Annotated in this window: 13 protein-coding genes; 5 read left to right on the top strand and 8 right to left on the bottom strand. The window is 68.9% G+C overall.

The window, feature by feature from the left end; translation table 11 throughout:
• Positions 1-28: 28 nt before the first annotated feature.
• The 3 genes from AC1RSK_RS02385 to AC1RSK_RS02375 all read right to left on the bottom strand — a co-directional run bounded on the left by AC1RSK_RS02385 (position 29) and on the right by AC1RSK_RS02375 (position 6,592).
• A complete protein-coding gene (locus AC1RSK_RS02385; protein WP_492905179.1) occupies positions 29-1,501 on the bottom strand; it encodes a sulfotransferase family protein in 1,473 nt (490 codons plus the stop codon).
• Positions 1,502-1,631: 130 nt separating this feature from the next.
• Positions 1,632-4,610, bottom strand: a complete 2,979-nt coding sequence (locus AC1RSK_RS02380; protein ID WP_492905177.1) for a TonB-dependent receptor plug domain-containing protein — start codon at positions 4,608-4,610, stop codon at positions 1,632-1,634.
• Positions 4,611-4,951: 341 nt separating this feature from the next.
• The gene (locus AC1RSK_RS02375) at positions 4,952-6,592 is read right to left on the bottom strand and encodes a peptide ABC transporter substrate-binding protein (protein ID WP_492905176.1); all 1,641 of its coding nucleotides are present in this window, start codon (positions 6,590-6,592) and stop codon (positions 4,952-4,954) included.
• A gap of 73 nt (positions 6,593-6,665) precedes the next feature.
• Here AC1RSK_RS02375 and AC1RSK_RS02370 point away from each other — a divergent pair, with 73 nt between their 5' ends.
• Positions 6,666-7,178: a hypothetical protein gene (locus AC1RSK_RS02370; protein WP_492905174.1), complete on the top strand. Its 513-nt coding sequence runs from the start codon at positions 6,666-6,668 to the stop codon at positions 7,176-7,178.
• 78 nt (positions 7,179-7,256) lie between these two features.
• Here AC1RSK_RS02370 and AC1RSK_RS02365 read toward each other — a convergent pair whose 3' ends face one another.
• A complete protein-coding gene (locus AC1RSK_RS02365; RefSeq protein WP_492905172.1) occupies positions 7,257-8,159 on the bottom strand; it encodes an ABC transporter permease in 903 nt (300 codons plus the stop codon).
• On the bottom strand, positions 8,156-9,103 hold the full coding sequence (locus tag AC1RSK_RS02360; RefSeq protein WP_492905170.1) for an ABC transporter permease: 948 nt from the start codon (positions 9,101-9,103) through the stop codon (positions 8,156-8,158). Before AC1RSK_RS02360 ends, AC1RSK_RS02365 begins: the two co-directional genes overlap by 4 nt.
• A gap of 179 nt (positions 9,104-9,282) precedes the next feature.
• Between AC1RSK_RS02360 and AC1RSK_RS02355 the strand changes: the two genes are divergently transcribed.
• The gene (locus AC1RSK_RS02355) at positions 9,283-9,693 is read left to right on the top strand and encodes a TIGR01244 family sulfur transferase (RefSeq protein WP_492905169.1); all 411 of its coding nucleotides are present in this window, start codon (positions 9,283-9,285) and stop codon (positions 9,691-9,693) included.
• Here the strand turns inward: AC1RSK_RS02355 and AC1RSK_RS02350 are convergent.
• Positions 9,690-11,159 (bottom strand): sulfotransferase family protein, encoded by a 1,470-nt coding sequence (locus AC1RSK_RS02350; RefSeq protein WP_492905167.1) that lies wholly within the window; start codon positions 11,157-11,159, stop codon positions 9,690-9,692. The two genes, AC1RSK_RS02355 and AC1RSK_RS02350, sit on opposite strands and share 4 nt — an antisense overlap.
• A 38-nt stretch (positions 11,160-11,197) precedes the next feature.
• Positions 11,198-11,347: a hypothetical protein gene (locus tag AC1RSK_RS02345; protein WP_492905165.1), complete on the bottom strand. Its 150-nt coding sequence runs from the start codon at positions 11,345-11,347 to the stop codon at positions 11,198-11,200.
• A gap of 141 nt (positions 11,348-11,488) precedes the next feature.
• On the opposite strand from AC1RSK_RS02345, the gene AC1RSK_RS02340 reads away from it, so the two are divergent.
• The 3 genes from AC1RSK_RS02340 to AC1RSK_RS02330 are packed head-to-tail and all read left to right on the top strand — an operon-like array spanning position 11,489 to position 14,146.
• Positions 11,489-12,421, top strand: a complete 933-nt coding sequence (locus tag AC1RSK_RS02340; RefSeq protein ID WP_492905163.1) for a hypothetical protein — start codon at positions 11,489-11,491, stop codon at positions 12,419-12,421.
• The gene (locus AC1RSK_RS02335) at positions 12,418-13,314 is read left to right on the top strand and encodes an MBL fold metallo-hydrolase (RefSeq protein ID WP_492905162.1); all 897 of its coding nucleotides are present in this window, start codon (positions 12,418-12,420) and stop codon (positions 13,312-13,314) included. Before AC1RSK_RS02340 ends, AC1RSK_RS02335 begins: the two co-directional genes overlap by 4 nt.
• A 28-nt stretch (positions 13,315-13,342) precedes the next feature.
• Positions 13,343-14,146, top strand: a complete 804-nt coding sequence (locus AC1RSK_RS02330; RefSeq protein ID WP_492905160.1) for an arginase family protein — start codon at positions 13,343-13,345, stop codon at positions 14,144-14,146.
• Here the strand turns inward: AC1RSK_RS02330 and AC1RSK_RS02325 are convergent.
• The gene (locus AC1RSK_RS02325) at positions 14,143-17,517 is read right to left on the bottom strand and encodes a long-chain-fatty-acid--CoA ligase (protein ID WP_492905158.1); all 3,375 of its coding nucleotides are present in this window, start codon (positions 17,515-17,517) and stop codon (positions 14,143-14,145) included. The genes AC1RSK_RS02330 and AC1RSK_RS02325 overlap by 4 nt on opposite strands.
• Between the last annotated feature and the right edge of the window lie 35 nt (positions 17,518-17,552).

Here is a 17,552-nt window from a genome sequence, read left to right as displayed (position 1 = left end):
CCGCCCTTTCTTTTTGCCCGGGTAAAACTCAAGCCTGCAGGGCGGCCTCGCGCAGGATTCGCAGGGCCGGCTCGAAGCCCGGGCCGTAGCGGCGCCACAGGTCGATGTTGCGGTCGTGCAAGGGCTCGCGCACCTGCACGGCCGAGGCGGTCGAGACGCCGACGGCGTTGCGGTGGAAATCGAGGCATGCTGGGTCCCAGGGTAGGCCGCAGAAGTCCAGGGCGGCGCGAATCTGCCCCTCCGGATCGGCGACCAGGGCCTCATAGTCGATGACCCGGTAGCGATCGGCCGGCAACAATCGCTCCCAAGCCTGACTGAGCGCCTCCAGCCCGGCCACGTAACGGGCCGTGTGTTGCAGGTCGTAGGCGTAGTCGTGGAACACGGACGCCGCCCCGAACAGCTGTCGGTAGTTGCCCAGCACCGTATCGGCCGGAGCCCGGCGCATGCGCAGGATGCGGGCGTTGGGCAGCGCCCGGGAAATCATGCCGGCGAAGATCAGGTTGAACGGCCGCTTGTCGGTGAAGCGGGGCGTTGTCCCGGCCAGGGGCGCGGCGGCCTCCAGATAGGTCGCCCCGATCATCGCCGCCGGCGCGCCCGCCGTCCGCCGCATGACCTCGGCGGTCGGCGCCCGCTCGCCCTGGACGCCCGCCGCCCGCAGCGCCAGCAACGGCATGGCCCGCAGTTCGCCGGCCGAGGTGACGGCGGGGTGGCTCGACAGGATGCGGTCCAGCAGGGTGGTGCCGGAGCGCGGCGGGCCGACGATGAAGATCGGGGCCTCGGAGGGATCGCCCTGCCCTGTCGGCCCGCCGGCCCAGGCCGCCGGCGCGGCCTCGAAGGCGGCCAGCGCCGCATCGATGTCGTAGCGCCGGGCCCGGCGACGGGCGGCCTTGGCCCGGTCCAGGGTCGCCAGGGCGGCCGGCGCGTCGCCGTGCGCCTCCTGCCCCCGCGCCAGGGCGTGACCGAGGCCGAGGCTGCGCTCCTCATCGCCCGCCGCCGCCTCCAGCAGCCGGCTCAGGCTGGCGAGCTCGTCGGCCGTGGGCCGCCAGCCCGGCAGGCCCGACAGGTTGAACCAGGCCTTGTCGTCGGCCGGGGCCAGAGCCAGGACCCGGCGCAGGGCGGCTTCGGCCTCGGCGAAGGCGCCGACATGCTGGCCCCCCCAGGCGAGGTTCTTGAGAATGGCGACATCGTTCGGCGCCAGGGCCGCGGCCTGACGGAACAGGGCGACGGCCTGCTCGAAGTCCGAGGTGCGGCTGAAGATGTGGCCCAGCCGGTCGAGGGTCTTGGCATCGAGGCCCGGCAGGCTCAGCGCCGCCTGCGCGCCCGCCCGGGCGCCGGCGATGTCGCCGTAGGTCAGCCGCTCGAGCGCCAGCCGGGCCGCCAGCGCCGGGTCACGCGGCGCCAACCGGACGGCCTGTTCGAAGGCGCGGACTGCGCCGGCATGGTCGCGCCGCGCGCTGGCCGCCACGCCCTGCTCCCGCCACTGCTCCGCCGAACCGCTCATGGGGCCGTTCCTCGCCGGGGATGGCCCGTACGGTCAAGTCCCGCTGCGTCCATGCGGCTGGGCAGGGCCCAAACGAAAGGCGGCGGGCCATTGGCCCGCCGCCTCCGTTACTCACAACACTCTGGGCTGATTAGAAGTCCAGGGTGAAGCCCATGAAGACGTAACGACCGAAGGTGTCGTAGGTCTGCGGGTAGGTGTTGCCGTTGCCGGTCGTGCCGACGCTGGCCGACAGTTGCGGATCGTTGTCGAGCACGTTGTTCACGCCGACGCGGAAGCTCGCGGTGTCGGTGGCCTTCCAGGAGGCGAACAGGTCGAAGTAGTGCTCGGCGTCGAAGTGGCTGTCGACGCGGCCAGAGTCAATGCCCGGATGGCCGTAGCCGCCGGCGTTGATGCTGAACAGATCGACTTCGCCGTAGAAGCGCCAGGTGGCGGCGACGTCGACGCCCCAGGGGGTGTCCCAGCCGGCGCGGAAGCGGTGACGCCATTCGGGGTTGGGGATACCGCACTGATTGCCGTAGTAGCCGAGGCAATCATACGCGATCGCGCCCTCGCCCGGGTCGTTGTGCAGCTCTTCGAGCCAGGTGCCGACGAAGTTGAAGCTCAGGCCACCCATGTCGCCGATGTCGATGCCGTAGTTGGCGACCAGGTCGATACCCGAGGTCGTCAGGCCGCCCGTGTTGATGGTGAAGTCATCAACAGAGCCGCCTTGCGTCCAGAGCGCGCCCGATGTCGGGTTGCGGTGGACCCGCGAACAGGCCGTGTCGGAGCCGCCGAAGTAGCAGGCTTCCAGGGTGTTGTCGGCCCCGAAGGTGTCGATACGATCCTCAACCTCGATGTGGAAGTAGTCGAGCGACACGTTCAGGCCGGACACGAAGCTCGGCGACCAGACGATGCCGAAGGTGTAGGTCGACGCGGTTTCCGGGACCAGGTCGGGGTTGCCACCGCCGAAGAAGTTGTACTGGCCGGCCGGGCTGTCCAGGTCAGAGTCGCCATACTCGCCAACCGGAACGTTGGCGCCGGCGACCGGGTTGTTCGTGCAGCGGTCGAGGCTGGCTTGCATGACGCCGGTGTTCCCAGCGTCACCGCAGGGATCGCCGTCGATGTCGAACAGGCTCAGGCCTTGGGCCTGGAACAGTTCGATGACGTTCGGCGCGCGAACCGCGCGTTGGTAGCTGGCGCGGAAGCGGAGACCGTCGATCGGCGCCCAGTCACCGGCCACCTTGTAGGTGTCGGTGTTCAGGCCCGAACCGTAGTCCGAGAAGCGGTAGGCCGCTTCGATGGCCAGCAGCTTGGCTCCCGGAGCGTCTTCGATCAGCGGAAGGCGGGCTTCCATGAACAGGTCGTAGACTTCGGTCGCGCCGCTCAGGCCGATGGTCGGGCCGCCCTGGCCGGCGAGGTCGCCGGTCGAGAAGGCCAGATCGGTTTCGGACACCAGTTCGTCACGGCGGTACTCGGCGCCGAACGCAAGCTGCAGGCCGCCCGTGGCCCACGGGGTCTTGACGCCGTATTCGGCCAGGTCGCCGGCCACCGAAGCGGTGACGATCTGCTGGGTGGTCGAACCCTGCTGAACGCCCGGGACCTGCAGGTAGTTGAGCGCTTCGTCGGTCACGCCGTCGACGTCGAACACGTTCCAGGGCACGCAGTTCGGGTCAGTGCCGTCTACGACCGAACGACAGGTCGGCACGTTACCGACGCTGACGACGTCCAGGGCCCGGCTGATGCGGGTGACCGAGAAGTCGTTGCGGTAGATGCGCGACAGCTGCACCCGGCTGTACTGGCCGGCCACGTCATACGACCAGGCGTCGTTGATCTGGCCGCGAACGCCCAGAACGCCGCGGTAGGATTGGTACCGCAGGTCGTCCTGACGACCGCCGCCTTCAACGTTCCGGCGACCCAGGTAGAAGTCCCGCGGCGCATTGGCCGCGACGTCAGCCGCCGAGCAGCTGAAGGTCGCGCGTTGCTGGGCGCTGAGGAAGGGGTTGCCACAGTTGGTGACGTAGGGGGTGCCGTAGAAGGCGCCCGACGGGGCGATCTGGGCGACCGTCGAGTAGTCGGTGAACATCAGCTGAGTGAAGACCTCAGCGTGATCGTTCACTTCGTAGCGGCCGATGGCGCCGAGCGAGTAACGCTCGTCCGGGCGCTGGTAGTAGTTGATCGGACCGAAGTTGTACTGGTCGGTCGCGCCGTTGAACGGCTGGAAGGTGTTCCCGGTGTTCTGGTTGAGCGTGTAGCTCGTGCCGCCGATGTTGAACCGGCCCGGGAAGGCAGTGCTCGACCCGCCGCAGGTGAAGGCGTCGGGGCCGGCGCCGCCGATGGAGCAGGCCGAGAAGTCGCGGTCGGCTTGCATGATGGCGTCGTTGTTGCGGTAGCTGACGTAGGCGGTGATGTTGCCTTTGTCGTCGGGCGAGCTGACGCCCATCATCACGCTCAGCTCCTTGCCGTAGCCGTCGATGACGTTGTCATCGGGCAGCTGGAACTGCGACGGGTTGGTCAAAGCGCGGGCCGCGATCACTTCGCGAATCTTGCCATCGCCGTCGAAATCATTGTGGTGCTGGTAGAAGCTGTACTGGCCCGAGACCTGAACGCCTTCGAAGTCCTTCTTCATGATGAAGTTGACAACGCCGGCGAGCGCGTCCGACCCGTAGACGGCCGAGGCGCCGCCGGTCAGGATTTCAACCCGCTCGACAAGCTGGGTCGGGATCTGGTTGAGGTCGGCGGCGACGTCGTTCGGCGAGCCGTAGGGCATCCGACGACCGTCGATCAGCACCAGGGTCCGCGAGGAGCCGATGCCGCGAAGGTTGACCGTGGCCGTCCCGGAGGCGCCGTTGGCGACCGTCGAGTTCTGCGCGGCGAAGGCCTGCGGCAGTTGGTTGACCAGGTCTTCGACCCGGCTGACGCCCTGAGTCGTGATGTCCTCGGAGGTCACCTGGGTGATCGGGCTGGTGGTCACCAGGTTCGGCTGCGGGATGCGCGAGCCGGTGATGAACACTTCGTCGACTTCGGTGTCGTCCTGGGCGAAGGCCGGAGCGGCGGTCGCCAGGGCGGCGAAAGCGGCGCCGCAGATCATCGTGGACGCCAGCAGACGACCGCGCGTGGTTTGGATTCTCAACTTAGTCCCTCCGAGCCAGCGCGCCGCTGTGCGGTCGCGCTTCCCCTCAAAAGCATGAATTCGGGCCTCCCGGACGCACTTGTGCGGCCGGTTACGTCAGCAATAGGCCCGCGCCTGAACAGCGGTCAACGCTCATTGCCGATCCGTAATGATATCGCCGTCAGAATGTCGCATCCGCGCCACAGCCGGCGCGTATCGGGGCGCGTTTGGCCGCAAATGGCGGCCTGTAAGGCAAAAACGCCCTATTCGACCCTTCCAAACCGGGCCTTCGCGCGGCGCTTCCGAGGCGAGATGGTACAAGGAAGCCACGAACGCTCCCCTTGCGGCAGGTCGGCGCCGACTCAGCGGACGCCCTTGACGCACATCCAGCGGGTGCGGTGGTGGTCCATGAGGTTGTTGACGAAGCCGGTGATCTTCGGATTCACTAGGTTCTTGTTGATGTAGAAATAGAGCGGCGCGATCGGCGCGTCGTTGAGCATCATGGTCTCGGCGTCGCGCAGGTAGTCGGCCCGCTTGCCGGCGTCCGGCTCGTTGTCGGCCTTGGCCATCAGGGCGTCGTAGGCCGGGTTCTTGTAGTCCCCATAGTTCTGCGGCCCGTAGTTGGACCGCTCCAGGTCCAGGAAGCTGGTCGGGTCGTTGTAGTCGGCGACCCAGGCGGTGTCGGCGACCTGGAAATTGCGCACCCGGTAGTCGGCGTAGGAGACCTGGGTCTCCTGCTGGGCCAGGGTGACCATCACCCCGACCTGTTTCCAGTCCGACTGCAGGGCCGGGGTGAACTGCATCGGGTCGGCCGAATTGCGGTGCTTCAGTTCGAAACGCAGCGGGTTGTCCGGCCCAAAGCCGGCCTCGGCGAGCAGCTGGCGGGCCTTCGCCTGACGCTTTTCCAGCGACCAGCCGGCCCAGTAGGGTCCGGGCGAGGGCTTGTAGTTGGCCACGCCCGGCGGAACCTTGGTGTAGGTCGGCAGCTGGCCGCCGCGCAGCAGGCCGCTGGTGATGAAGTCGCGGTCGACGGCCATGGCCAGGGCCTGGCGCACCCGCACGTCCTTCAGGGCCGGGACCTTGCTCTGCGGCGTACGGTTGAAGGCCAGGTAGGTGACGCCCAGCCAGGTGTTGGTGCGGACATAGCCCGGAAGGGTCCTGCGCAGCCGTGCGATGCGGTTGGACTGGATGTCGGTGTTGATATCCAGCTCGCCGCGGGCCACCCGCCGCTCGGCCGAGATCGCATCGGTGGTCGGGTACCAGTAGATCTCGTCGATGCAGACGCTTCCCGCGTCCCAGAAGCGCGGGTTCTTCACCGCGTGGACGCTGTCGCCCAGCTTCCAGCCGGCCAGCATGTAGGGGCCGTTGCCGACCATCTTGCCCGGCCGGATCCACTGCTCGCCGTATTTCTCCACCACATGTTTGGGCACCGGATAGAGGACGTGGTGACGGGTCAGCTCCGGCAGGTAGGGGGCCGGGTGGTCAATGGTGATCTGCAGAGTGCGCGGATCGATCGCCCGCACGCCCAGCGCCTCCACCGGGGCCTTGCCGCTGTTCACCGCCTCGGCGTTCCTGATCAGGAAGATCAGCGAGGCGTACTCGGAGCCGGTGTTGGGATCGAGCACCCGCCGCAGGGAGTAGACGAAGTCGTCGGCGGTAACCGGCACGCCATCCGACCACAGCGCCTGGCGCAGGTGGAAGGTCCAGGTCAGGCCGTCCGGCGTCACCTCCCAGCGCTCGGCCATGCCGGGAATCATCGAGCCGTCGGCGGCCGACTGGGTCAGGCCGATGAACAGGTCGCTCTGGATGCGGTCTTCCCAGGTGCCGGTCGAGGTGTGCGGATCCAAGGTCGCCGGCTCGGAGGCGTTGCCGATGGTCAGGCAGATCTTCCCCTGCGGACAGGGCGGCCGCGACACCGGCTGCTGGCCGCACCCCGAGAGAGAGATGGCCGCCAGGGTGAGGCCAACAAGCGCCACACTGCCGAGGAAGAGATTGCGGATCACGCTGGCTCGGCCTTCAATGGCGGCTGTTCTGGAGTCGGAGACGGTCATGACGCTACGCCCCGCAGGGATGGGAATGGGACTGGCCGCGGCCGGTCTGGTGATTCTTCTGGCCGGGGGCGCCGCGGCGCAATCCAAGCCCGGCGAACGGGCCGGCGCCCTCAAGGCCGTCGTCGATTGCCGGGCCGTCGCCGATTCGGCCGAACGCCTGGCCTGCTACGACAAGGCGGCGGAGGCGCTGGACGCGGCCGAGGCCAAGGGCGACGTGGTCGTCGTCGACCGCGGCCAGATGCGCGAGGCCCGCAAGGCCGCCTTCGGCTTCAACTTCCAGATGCCCAGCTTCATGACCCAGGGCGCGAAGGAAGAGGAACTCACCCGGCTGGAGGCCACCGTCGGCTCGGCCCGCCAGGACCCGCACGGCAAGTGGGTCATCAAGCTGGATGACGGGGCGGTCTGGAAGCAGATCGACAGTGAGAAACTGCGCAAGGTTCCGGCCGGCGCCCAGGTCACCCTGCGCACCGCCACGCTCGGAAGCTACTTCCTGACCGTGAAAGGCATGGGCACGATCCGCGCCAAGCGCGAGAACTGAGCGGCCGCCAATTTGCCGCTCACCCCGGCGCAGGCCGGGGTCCAGGTGACAGAGCGCCATGATCGGCGGACCCATGCCTCACCGGTCCTTCGGATCGATGGCGTCCCGCAGGCCGTCGCCGATGAAGTTGAAGGCCATCAGGGTGACGATCATGGTCAGCGACGGGAAGATCAGCAGCCACGGCGCCATCTCCATGTCCTGCGCCCCGTTGGCGATCAGGGTGCCGAGGCTGGCCATCGGCGCCTGAACGCCGAGGCCCAGGAAGCTGAGGAAGCTCTCGGCGATGATGATCGCCGGGATGGTCAGGGTGACATAGACCACCACCGGGCCCAGCAGGTTGGGCACGATGTGGCGCAGGATGATGTCGTAGGAGGTCAGGCCCGCCGCCCTTGCGGCCTCGATGAATTCCTTCTGCTTCAGGCTGAGCGTCTGGCCCCGCACGATGCGGGCCATGGTCAGCCACTCGACGGCGCCGATGGCCAGGAAGATCAGGAAGATGTTCTTGCCGAAGGTGACCATCAGCAGGATGACGAAGAAGATGAAGGGCAGGCTGTAAAGGGTGTCGACGATGCGCATCATCACCTCGTCGACCTTGCCGCCAAGGTAGCCGGCGGTCGCGCCCCAGGCGACGCCGATGACCAGCGACACCGCCGTCGCCACCACGCCGATGCCGAGCGAGACGCCCAGGCCCGCGAACAGCCGGGCCAAGAGGTCGCGTCCCAGCGAGTCGGCGCCGATCAGGTGGCCGCCGACGCCCGGCGCGGTCCAGACGTCGGTCTTGGTCACCGTGTCGTAGGCGAAGGGGACGAACAACGGCCCGAGGACGGACAGCACCACCATCAGGGCCAGCACGATCATGCCGGCCACGGCGGCCTTGTTGCGCAGCAGCCGGCGGCGGGCGTCATCCCACAGCGAGCGGCCCTTGATCGCCTTGTGCAGCAATTCGGCGCGTTCGGGGGAGCCTGGGATGGACATGCTCATGACAGCCTCACCCGGGGATCTAGCGCCGCGTACAGCAGGTCGGCGATCATGTTAAGGATCAGGATCAGGGCGGCGTAGAAAATGACCATTCCCATGACCACGGTGTAGTCGCGCTGCAGGGCGCTGATGACGAAGAACTTCCCCAGCCCCGGCAGGTTGAAGATCTTCTCGACCACCAGCGAGCCGGTCAGCAGGCCGGCGCAGGCGGGCCCCAGGTAGCTGACCAGCGGCAGGATGGCGGCGCGCAGGGCGTGCTTGCGGACGATCAGGCTCTCGGGCAGGCCCTTGGCCCGGGCCGTGCGCACATAGTTGGAGCGCAGCACCTCGATCATCCCGGCCCGCACCAGCCGCGAGATGATGGCGATCTGCGGCAGGGCCAGCACGGTGACCGGCAGGACCATGTTCTTCCAGGACGGAAACTCGACCCCCGCCACCTTGGTCCAGCTCCAGCCGGCCAGCGGCAGCCAGCCGAGGATCGAGCCGAAGGCCAGCACCAGCAGCGGCGCGGTGACGAAGGTCGGGATACAGACTCCGAGGATCGCGATGCCCATGGTCGCGTAGTCGATCGAGCGGTTCTGCCGCAGGGCGGCGATCACCCCCAGGAACACGCCGATGATCGAGGCGACGATGATGGCGGACAGGCCCAGCCACAGGCTGACCCGGTAGTTTTCGCCCAGGATGTCCAGCACCGACTTGCCGCGGTATTTCAGCGATGGGCCGAAGTCGCCCCGCGCCACGTCGGCCAGGTAGAGGCCGTACTGCACATGCAGCGGCCGGTCGAAGCCGTACTTCTTCTCGACCACCTTCTGAACCTCGGGGGTCATCTGCCGCTCGTTGACGAACGGGCTGCCCGGGGCGGCGCGCATCATGAAGAAGGCCAGGGTGATGACGAGGAACATCGTCGGGATGGCGATCAGCAGGCGTCGGGACAGGAATCGCAGCATGACGGCCTTCGAATGGCGGAGCGCCGGGAACGCAAACTCCGACGACTGACTTCAGTTCGGCGGAACTGTCACGTTCCAAAAAATTCAGGTTTCCCGCCCGGCCGGGACCGTACGGGCGTTGCGTAGTGTCGGTTCCGCCCCGATGTTGTCAACGAAGCCCCATCCAGGATGAACGCAGCATGACCGATATCCGTCAGGTGACCCCCGATTTCGCCGTCGCGCCGCAGCTGGCGCCCACGGACATGGCGGAGGCGGCCAGCCGCGGCTTCAAGCTGGTGATCAACAACCGCCCCGACGGCGAGGACCCCAGCCAGCCGTCCAGCGCGCAGATGGAGGCGGCCGCGCGCGCCGCCGGCATGGACTATGTGCACATTCCGGTGCGCGGCGGCCCGACCCCCGACCAGGTCGACCTCAACCGCGAGGCCGTCGACGGCGCCGGCGGTCCGGTGCTGGCCTTCTGCCGATCCGGCACCCGCTCGATCGTCACCTGGAGCGTCGGCCAGGCCCTGGCCGGCCGCCAGGACCGCGCCACGCTGGTCGATCAGGGCGCCGCCGCCGGCTACGACCTGTCGGCGGTGCTGCCGGGCTAGAGAAGCCCCTGCCCTTCCAGCCAGGCCTTCAGCGGCCCCAGCTGGCGCTCGTAGTTGCGCCAGCGGCCCGAGGCCCGCCTGTACAGCGGCTCGCGCACCTGCCAGACGCTGGCGGTGCGGACATTGCTGTCGGTCTGGTGAAAGGCCAGGCAGGCGTCGTCCCAGTCCAGGCCGCAGAAGGCCAGCAGCCGTTCGGTGTGCGGCCGGGGGTCCTCGACGAAGGCGTCGTAGTCGAGCTCGAGGATGTCGTCCGGCCACAGGCTCTTCCAATGGGCCGTCAGCCGCCGCTCCTGGGCCAGGTAGTGGCCGGCGTCCATCAGGTCCATGGCGTGGGCCATCGACGGATCCAGGTGGAGGAACCAGGCCGACAGGGCGTTGTCGAGCGGTTGGCGACGGGTGTGGACGATGCGCGCGTCCGGGAACAGTCGCTTGATCAGGCCGACATGCAGAAAATTGTCCGGCCGCTTGTCGGTGAGGACGTCGGCGTCCGGGAACAGCTGCGCCAGGTCGGCCTGGTAGCGGCGGGCCAGCGCCTGCCCCCCCTCCTCCGTCAGCCGGGCGAGCGCCGCCGGGTAGGGTTGCAGCGCCTGGCGCACCAGCGTCGGCAGCAGGGTCAGTTCGCCGCCCGAGGTGACGCGCGGATGGCTGGCTAGCACCTGTTCGACCAGGGTCGAGCCCGAGCGGAACATGCCGAGGATGAAGATCGGCGGCGGACGGGCGCCGGCCGCCGGCGAGGCCGGTGGATCGGCCCGCGGGAAGGCGGCGATCAAACCCTCGACCAGCGCCTCCTGGGCGGCGCGGTCGTAGCGGGCGGCCGGCGCGGCGGCGCGGGCGTGACGGTTGGCGGCGCCATAGGCCTCGAACGCCTCGTCGTAGGCTCCCACGCCATCAAGCAGCTTGCCGAGCGCGAAGGCCAGGCTGGCGCGGTCCTGCGGGTGCAGGTCCGGCCGGACCAGGGCGCGGCGCAGGCGGTCGATGACCGGATCGGCCGGATCGCTGACCGGCCGCAGCTGGGCGGCGCGGGCCAGGGCCTCGGGATGGTCGGGCTCGACCGCCAGCAGACGCTCGTAGGCGGCCAGGGCCTCCTGCCGCCGCCCCCGGTCCTCGTGCAGGTTGCCGAGGTTGAGCAGGGCCGGAACATACCCGGGATTCAATTTCAGGGCGGAAGCCAGCTCCCGCTCCGCCAGGTCCGGCCGGCGCAGGTCGTCAGCATAGATGACGCCGCGATTAAGGTGGGCCTCCTCCGGGCCGCTCAAGCCATGAGCCAGCGCCTTGTCGTAGGCGGCCAGGGCCTCGTCGAAACGCCGGGCCCGGCGGTACATGAGGGCCAGGTTGTACCAGCTGTCCGGCAGCGCCGGCCGCAGGCCGAGCAGACGTTCGTAGGCGACGATGGCCTCAGGGACGCGGCCGGCGCGGCGCAGCTCGCCAGCCTGGGCTACGAGGGATTCGAGGGAGGCGTCGGCCATGGCCGCATTAAGGGCCAATCGGCGAACGCCTCAAGCCGCTACTGCCCGCCGAGCGTGACCCGGGCGGCCATCGCCGCCGGTTCCGGCTCGCAGGAGGCCAGCACCAACTGCGCCGCCATGAGACAGAGAATCGCGAAGACGACCCGCTGGAGCCGTTTTGAGACAAAGATCATCGCATCCAGGGCCATTCTACGCACCTTCCCACCAGTCTGGACCCCAGGTCCGCAACTTTCGGGCCGGTAACGCACGCCTCGCGGGCAAGTCGTTTGTCTGTGATGCGAATTGCCCTAGTTATGGAACCTCAGCGTCTCGGGGGCGCGGAGTTTCGTATGGCAGGAGCATTCTGGGCGTCGGACTTCACTGTGTCCGGCGGACGGATCCGGGTTCACAAGACCGGCGCCGACATGGCGCTGGATGGCGCCCTCATGGCCGAAGGCCTGGTCTGGTTCGCCTACTATGTGCCGGTCCGCCTCAAGGCCGCCTGGATGCGCCTGACCCGGCCGGGCCCCGCCGTCTGGTTCGCTCCCGACAAGCCCCGCCCCTGGTACCTGGTCTGGGCCGCCGCGGCCTGGGCCGGAGCCCGCATCGCCCGCACGCCGGAAGAGGCCCTGGCCGCCTTCTATTTCGACGACAGCGCCCGGGGCGCGCCACCCAACACCGGCCCGACACGCCGCTTCAACTGGCGCTGCACCGACGTCACCAAGAGCCATGTGGCCCGGGTGTTCGAACAGGCCTTCGGCTATCCGCTGCTGGTCGACCCGGCCACCGCCGAGGGGCCGCTGGTCGAAAAGGGCGAGGACAACGGCACCCACGACGGCCGCATCGTCCAGGCCCCCTGCCCGGCCCTGCCCGGCAAGAGCTATCAGAAGCTGATCGACAATACCGAGGGCGACCTCGTCGCCGACCTGCGCACGCCCTGCGTCGGGGGCCGGCCCGCCTGTGTCTTCATCAAGCGCCGGCCGGTGGCCGACCGCTTCGCCAACCACAACAGCTCGACAACCCTGACCACCCCCGAGGCGGTGTTCTCACCGGCCGAACTGGAGGCCATTTCGGCCTTCTGCCAGGGCATGGGGTTGGACTGGGGCGGCCTCGACATCCTTCGCGACAAGGACGGCCGTATCTACGTCGTGGACGTCAACAAGACCGACATGGGACCGCCGATTGCGCTGCCCCTCAGGGACAAGCTGAGCGCGACACGCTTGCTCGCGGCGGCTTTCCTGACTCTAATTAACGAAGAACCCGGGACGGGCGCCGCCGCATGATTCCTTTCGTCAGAGAGATCGAGTTCGACTACGGGGCCTGTGACCGGGTCTCCCCGCTCATCCGCCGCGTGGTCGCTCGCAACCCTGGGCCGTTCACCTTCAAGGGCACCGGCACCTATATCGTCGGCACGGGCGACGTCGCCGTCATCGATCCTGGCCCCGACATGGACGACCACCTGGAAGCCATCCTGGCCGCCACGGCCGGCGAGCGGATCACCCACATCTTCGTCACCCACAACCACGCCGACCACTCGCCCCTGGCCCGCCCGCTGGCGGCCCGCACCGGCGCAACCATCTACGCCTGCGCCAAGCAGGGGGTGGCGACCGAGTCGGAAGTGCGCATGGAAGCCGGCGACGACCGCAATTTCCGTCCCGACATCGGCCTGTGCGACGGCGGCGTCTTCTCGGGCGGCGACTGGACGCTGGAGGCGATCCCGACGCCGGGCCACACCTCCAACCACATCTGCTACGCCCTCTTGGAAGAGAACGCCCTGTTCAGCGGCGACCACATCATGGGCTGGTCGACGACGGTGATCAGCCCGCCGGACGGCGACATGGGCGACTATTTCGCCAGCCTGGACAAGATCAAGGCGCGGGCCTTCTCGACCCTGTGGCCAACCCACGGCCCGCCGGTCACCGACCCGGCGCCCTTCGTGCAGGCCTACATCGACCACCGCCGGGCCCGCGAGGCGCAGATCCTCGACGCCCTGGCCCGCGGCCATACGCGGATCAAGGCCATGGTGCCTGAGCTCTACAAGGACGTGGACCCGCGCCTGCACCCGGCCGCCGCCCATTCGGTGATGGCCCATATGGTCCAGCTGGTCCACGAAGGCCGGCTGGTCACCGACGGCGAGCCGGGGCTGGACAGCGACTACCGGCTGGCGACGGCCTAGGCCGGCCAACACTCCGCAGGAGCGAAGATTGCAAGGCGACGCGTTCGACCTGGTCCTGTCCTATCCGCAATGGCAGGGATCGGGGCGCTCTGAGCACCTGCGCCGGGGCGCGGCCGCCGCCGCCGAGGTCTGCGGCCGCTACGGGCCGCTTGCCCAGGTTCCGGACGCCGGCGAGGGCGAAGCCAAGGGCGGGATCAATCGCTGGACCGCCATCCTGGAACAGTTCCGGTCCGCCCAGGCGATCCTCGATGACGCGCGGCCCAAGCGGGTCCTGACCGCCGGCGGCGACTGCGCCTGCGACGTGGCCGTCATCGACTACCTGCACCGGCAGTATCCGGACCTGACGGTGATCTGGGTCGACGCCCATCTCGACGCCAACACGGCGGCCACCTCGCCCAGCGGCAATTTTCACGGCATGCCCGTCGCTGCGCTGATGGGCTCGGCCCCGGCCGATCTGCGGGCGCTGCTCGCCGCGCCATTGGCTGCCGCGCAGTTCCGCTATGTCTCGGCGCATCTGGGCGATGACGGCGACTGGGCGTTCCAGCGCGACAACGGCTTGTCCTGGCTCGAACCTGGCGAGCCGGTTTCCGGGCCGATCCATATTCACTTCGACCTGGACGCACTCGATCCGGCTGCGTTTCCGCACATCGCCTATCCGGAGGGCAGGTTGCCCCTGGAAGCCGGCCTTGCCGTGGTGCGCGCGGCGGCCCGCTCCGGGACGCTTGTCGGCCTGACGATCACCGAGTTCGCCCCGGCCGACGACGTCGCCGCGATTGATGGCGGCCGCTTCCTCGAGCGGCTGTGCGAGGCGGCCGCAGGGACCGGTTCCTAAGCCGCCAGGTTCAGGGCCGCCGTCAGCCGGCCGATGCGGCGGCAGTTGGCGCCCATGTCGCCGCTTCCGACCCGGCTGATCGAGCGGATGTCGATGCGCGAGCCGACGCCCTGGGGCCGCACCCGCACCGCCACATCGTCCTTGAAGCGGTAGATCAGGCTGGTGGCGGTGGCCTCCAGGCGGCCGGCGCGCGGATCGTCGGTGACGATGGCCAGGCCCTCGGCGACCATCGCCGCCTTGATGGCCGCGAAGGCCTGGTCGGGTTGCATGGAGACCATGGCCGGGCGGGCCGCGCCGCAGGTCTCGCTGTTGATCTCGGCGATCGGCCGGCCGGCGAAGGTCCCGGCGTCGAGTGGCACGACGGGGTTGGGCTCGACGATGTTGGCGTCGGGCCCGCGCGCCGACATGATGTTGGCGGTGAACAGCAGCGGCTCGGACCAGTCGGTGGCGACGTCGTGGATGCGCGGCGACTGCGCCTCCCACCAGCCCAGGGCGGCGAAGCCGGCCAGGCTGGCCAGGGTGACGAACACCGCCAGCAGGGCCTTGCGCCAGTGGCGCTTCCAGCCGGCGATGGCGGCGATCAGGAGGCAGATGAAGCTGACCAGCACACTGACCAGGGCGGCGGCCGGGGCCCAGCCCAGGTTGGGGGCCGGACCGGCGGTGAGCACCGACTGGTAGCCGTCGCGCCAATCCCACTGGCCCGCCCACATGCCGGCCGCGCCAACCAGGACGATCAGCGCCGGCGCGAAGGCGAGCGCGACGGCCAGGGTCAGGATGTGGTCGACCAGACCGGCCTTGGCCTTGGCCTTCTTCTTGCCGCCGGCCGGGACCGGGGTGAAGGACAGCGGCGGCTCGTCGCTGGCGACAACGCTGGAGGCGCTGCTCTTGAGGCTGGCCGGGAAGGCCAGGGCGTCGTCCGACGTCTTGGCGCGGTCGACCTGGCTCTTGACCAGGGTGGCGCCGCCCACCGCCGCCGCCACCGCGCCGAGCGGCGTCATGTCGGGCATGCTGGGCAGGGCGGCCGGGACGTCCTCGTCGTCGAGCTTCTTCGGCTTCGTCGCGACATGCTCGGTGCGCGGCGGCTCGGCCGCGCCGCCGGGCGTCCAGGTCAGCGGCAGGTCGCCTTCCGGAATGACATCGGAAGCCGGCGGGTCAGCCGGCGGCGCCGGGGCGGGCTCGACGGCCTTCACCTCGGCCTTCGGAGCCGGCGGCGGTTCGCGCACCGGTTCGACCCTCAGGGGCTCGTCCCGGTGGGTGTCGTCGCGGGTGAACAGCATGCCGCCGGCGGCCGCGGCGGCGGCTCCGGCGATCAGGGCCTCGGCCAGCGGCGCGGGGCCGCCGGCCGGCAGGGCGACGGGCTCCGGCGGAGCCGGATCGGTCGCCTCGGCCAGCTGCGGCTTGACCAGGGTCTCGATGCGGTTCTCGGCCTCCTCGGCCGAAGCGACGTGGGGCGGCTGGACCGCCTCGACCTCGGGCTCGGGGATGACGTCGTCGGCGTGGGCGTTGAAATCCCCGGCGCCGACCGTGGCTTCAGCGGCGGTCGGGGAGCCGAGGTCCTCCGCCTCCGCGCCGGCCGCCGCTTCCTCAAAAGGGTCGGCGGCCTCCGGCGTCGTTACCTCGGGGGCGGGCGGTTCCGGCGCGTGAAGCACCGGATCGGGCTCGCTTCGCAGGGCCATGCTCGGCGTGGCGGCGGCCGCGGCGGCCATCGCCGCCATCAGCGGCACCTCGGGCAGCACATAGTCGGCGAACCGGGCGCGCAGCACCTTCTTGTCGATCTTGCCGGTGGCGCCCAGCGGGATGTCGTCGACGAAGACCACGTCGTCGGGCATCCACCACTTGGCGATCTTGCCGGTGAGGAAGTCGATGAACTCCTCCTTGGTCGCCGTCTCGCCGGGCTTCAGCTTGACCAGCAGCAGCGGCCGCTCGTCCCACTTGGGATGCAGGATGCCGATGACCGCCGCCAGCTCCGCCTTGGGGTGGCCCATGGCGATGTTCTCGATGTCGATGGTGCTGATCCACTCACCGCCGGACTTGATGACGTCCTTGGCGCGGTCGGTGATCTGCATGAAGCCTTCGGGGTCGATGGTCGCCACATCGCCGGTGTCGAAGAAGCCATCGGGGTCGAGGATATTGCCGCCGGCCCCCTTGAAGTATTCGCCGACCACGAACGGGCCCTTGACCATCAGGTGGCCGAAGGTGTGCCCGTCGTGCGGCAACTGTTTGCCCTCATCGTCGGTCAGCTTCATCTCGATGCCGTAGGGCGGGCGGCCCTGCTTGAGCTTGTAGGGCATCTGTTCGTCGTAGGAGAGCTTGGCCACCCGGGCGTTGGGCGAGCCGAGCGTGCCCAGCGGCGAGGTCTCGGTCATGCCCCAGGCGTGCAGGACGTCGACGTCGTAGCGTTCCTTGAAGCCCCGGATGATGCTTTCCGGACAGGCCGAGCCGCCGATCACCACCTTGGTCAGGTGCGGCAGCTTCAGGCCCTTGGCGTCCAGCTCGGCCAACAGCATCTGCCAGACGGTCGGCACGGCGGCGGAGAAGGTCACCTCTTCGCTGTCGAGCAGTTCGTGGATCGAGGCCCCGTCCATCTTGGAGCCGGGCATGACCATCTTGGCCCCGACGGCCGGACAGGCGAAGGCGGTGCCCCAGGCGTTGGCGTGGAACATCGGCACCACCGGCAGCACGGTGTCGACGCCCGACAGGCCCAGCACATCCTTCTGCAGGCCGACCAGGGCGTGGATGACGTTGGAGCGGTGGCTGTAGAGCACCCCCTTGGGGTCGCCCGTGGTGCCCGAGGTGTAGCAGAGGCCGCAGGCGGTGTTCTCGTCGAAGCCGCCCCAGGCGCAGTTTTCCGACTGGCCGGCGATGGCGGTCTCGTAGCAGTGGGCGCCGCCCCACTTCATGGCTGGCACGCCATGGATCTTGAAGCCCGGCATGTGGCTCTGGTCGGTCATCACCACCACATGCTCGACGGTCGGGCACTGGGCGAGGATGGCTTCCAGGATCGGCACGAAGGTCAGGTCGACGAAGATGATGCGGTCTTCGGCGTGGTTGATGATCCAGGCGATCTGGTCGGGGTGCAGGCGCGGGTTCAGCGTGTGGCAGACCGCGCCGATGCCCATGATGCCGTACCAGGCTTCCATGTGGCGGGCGGTGTTCCAGGCCAGGGTGGCGACCCGGTCGCCGAGGGTGACGCCCAGCTGCAGCAGCAGGTTGGAGACGCGTTTGGCCCGGCTTTGAATCTGGGCGTAGGTCGTGCGGACGATCGGTCCCTCGACCGAGCGCGAGACCACCTCGACATGGCCATGCCAGTTCTTCGCGTGGTCCAGGATCTTGTCGACCGTAAGGGCCTGGTCCTGCATGAGGCCGCGCATTCGTCTTCTTCCCTGTCCTGGTGAACCCTGTTGGC

The organism is Caulobacter sp. GW821-FHT11A05, from assembly GCF_058809015.1.
The sequence above is the reverse complement of the archived record's forward strand: the minus strand, read 5'-3'. Positions and strand labels throughout refer to the sequence as shown.

Excerpts from the sequence above, each read along its gene's own strand:
- AC1RSK_RS02335 (WP_492905162.1), top strand. The coding sequence starts at position 12,418 with ATGATTCCTTTCGTCAGAGAGATCGAGTTCGACTACGGGGCCTGTGAC.
- AC1RSK_RS02365 (WP_492905172.1), bottom strand. The coding sequence starts at position 8,159 with ATGAGCATGTCCATCCCAGGCTCCCCCGAACGCGCCGAATTGCTGCAC.
- AC1RSK_RS02350 (WP_492905167.1), bottom strand. The coding sequence starts at position 11,159 with ATGGCCGACGCCTCCCTCGAATCCCTCGTAGCCCAGGCTGGCGAGCTG.
- AC1RSK_RS02370 (WP_492905174.1), top strand. The coding sequence starts at position 6,666 with ATGGGACTGGCCGCGGCCGGTCTGGTGATTCTTCTGGCCGGGGGCGCC.
- AC1RSK_RS02340 (WP_492905163.1), top strand. The coding sequence starts at position 11,489 with ATGGCAGGAGCATTCTGGGCGTCGGACTTCACTGTGTCCGGCGGACGG.
- AC1RSK_RS02360 (WP_492905170.1), bottom strand. The coding sequence starts at position 9,103 with ATGCTGCGATTCCTGTCCCGACGCCTGCTGATCGCCATCCCGACGATG.
- AC1RSK_RS02325 (WP_492905158.1), bottom strand. The coding sequence starts at position 17,517 with ATGCGCGGCCTCATGCAGGACCAGGCCCTTACGGTCGACAAGATCCTG.
- AC1RSK_RS02355 (WP_492905169.1), top strand. The coding sequence starts at position 9,283 with ATGACCGATATCCGTCAGGTGACCCCCGATTTCGCCGTCGCGCCGCAG.
- AC1RSK_RS02345 (WP_492905165.1), bottom strand. The coding sequence starts at position 11,347 with ATGGCCCTGGATGCGATGATCTTTGTCTCAAAACGGCTCCAGCGGGTC.
- AC1RSK_RS02385 (WP_492905179.1), bottom strand. The coding sequence starts at position 1,501 with ATGAGCGGTTCGGCGGAGCAGTGGCGGGAGCAGGGCGTGGCGGCCAGC.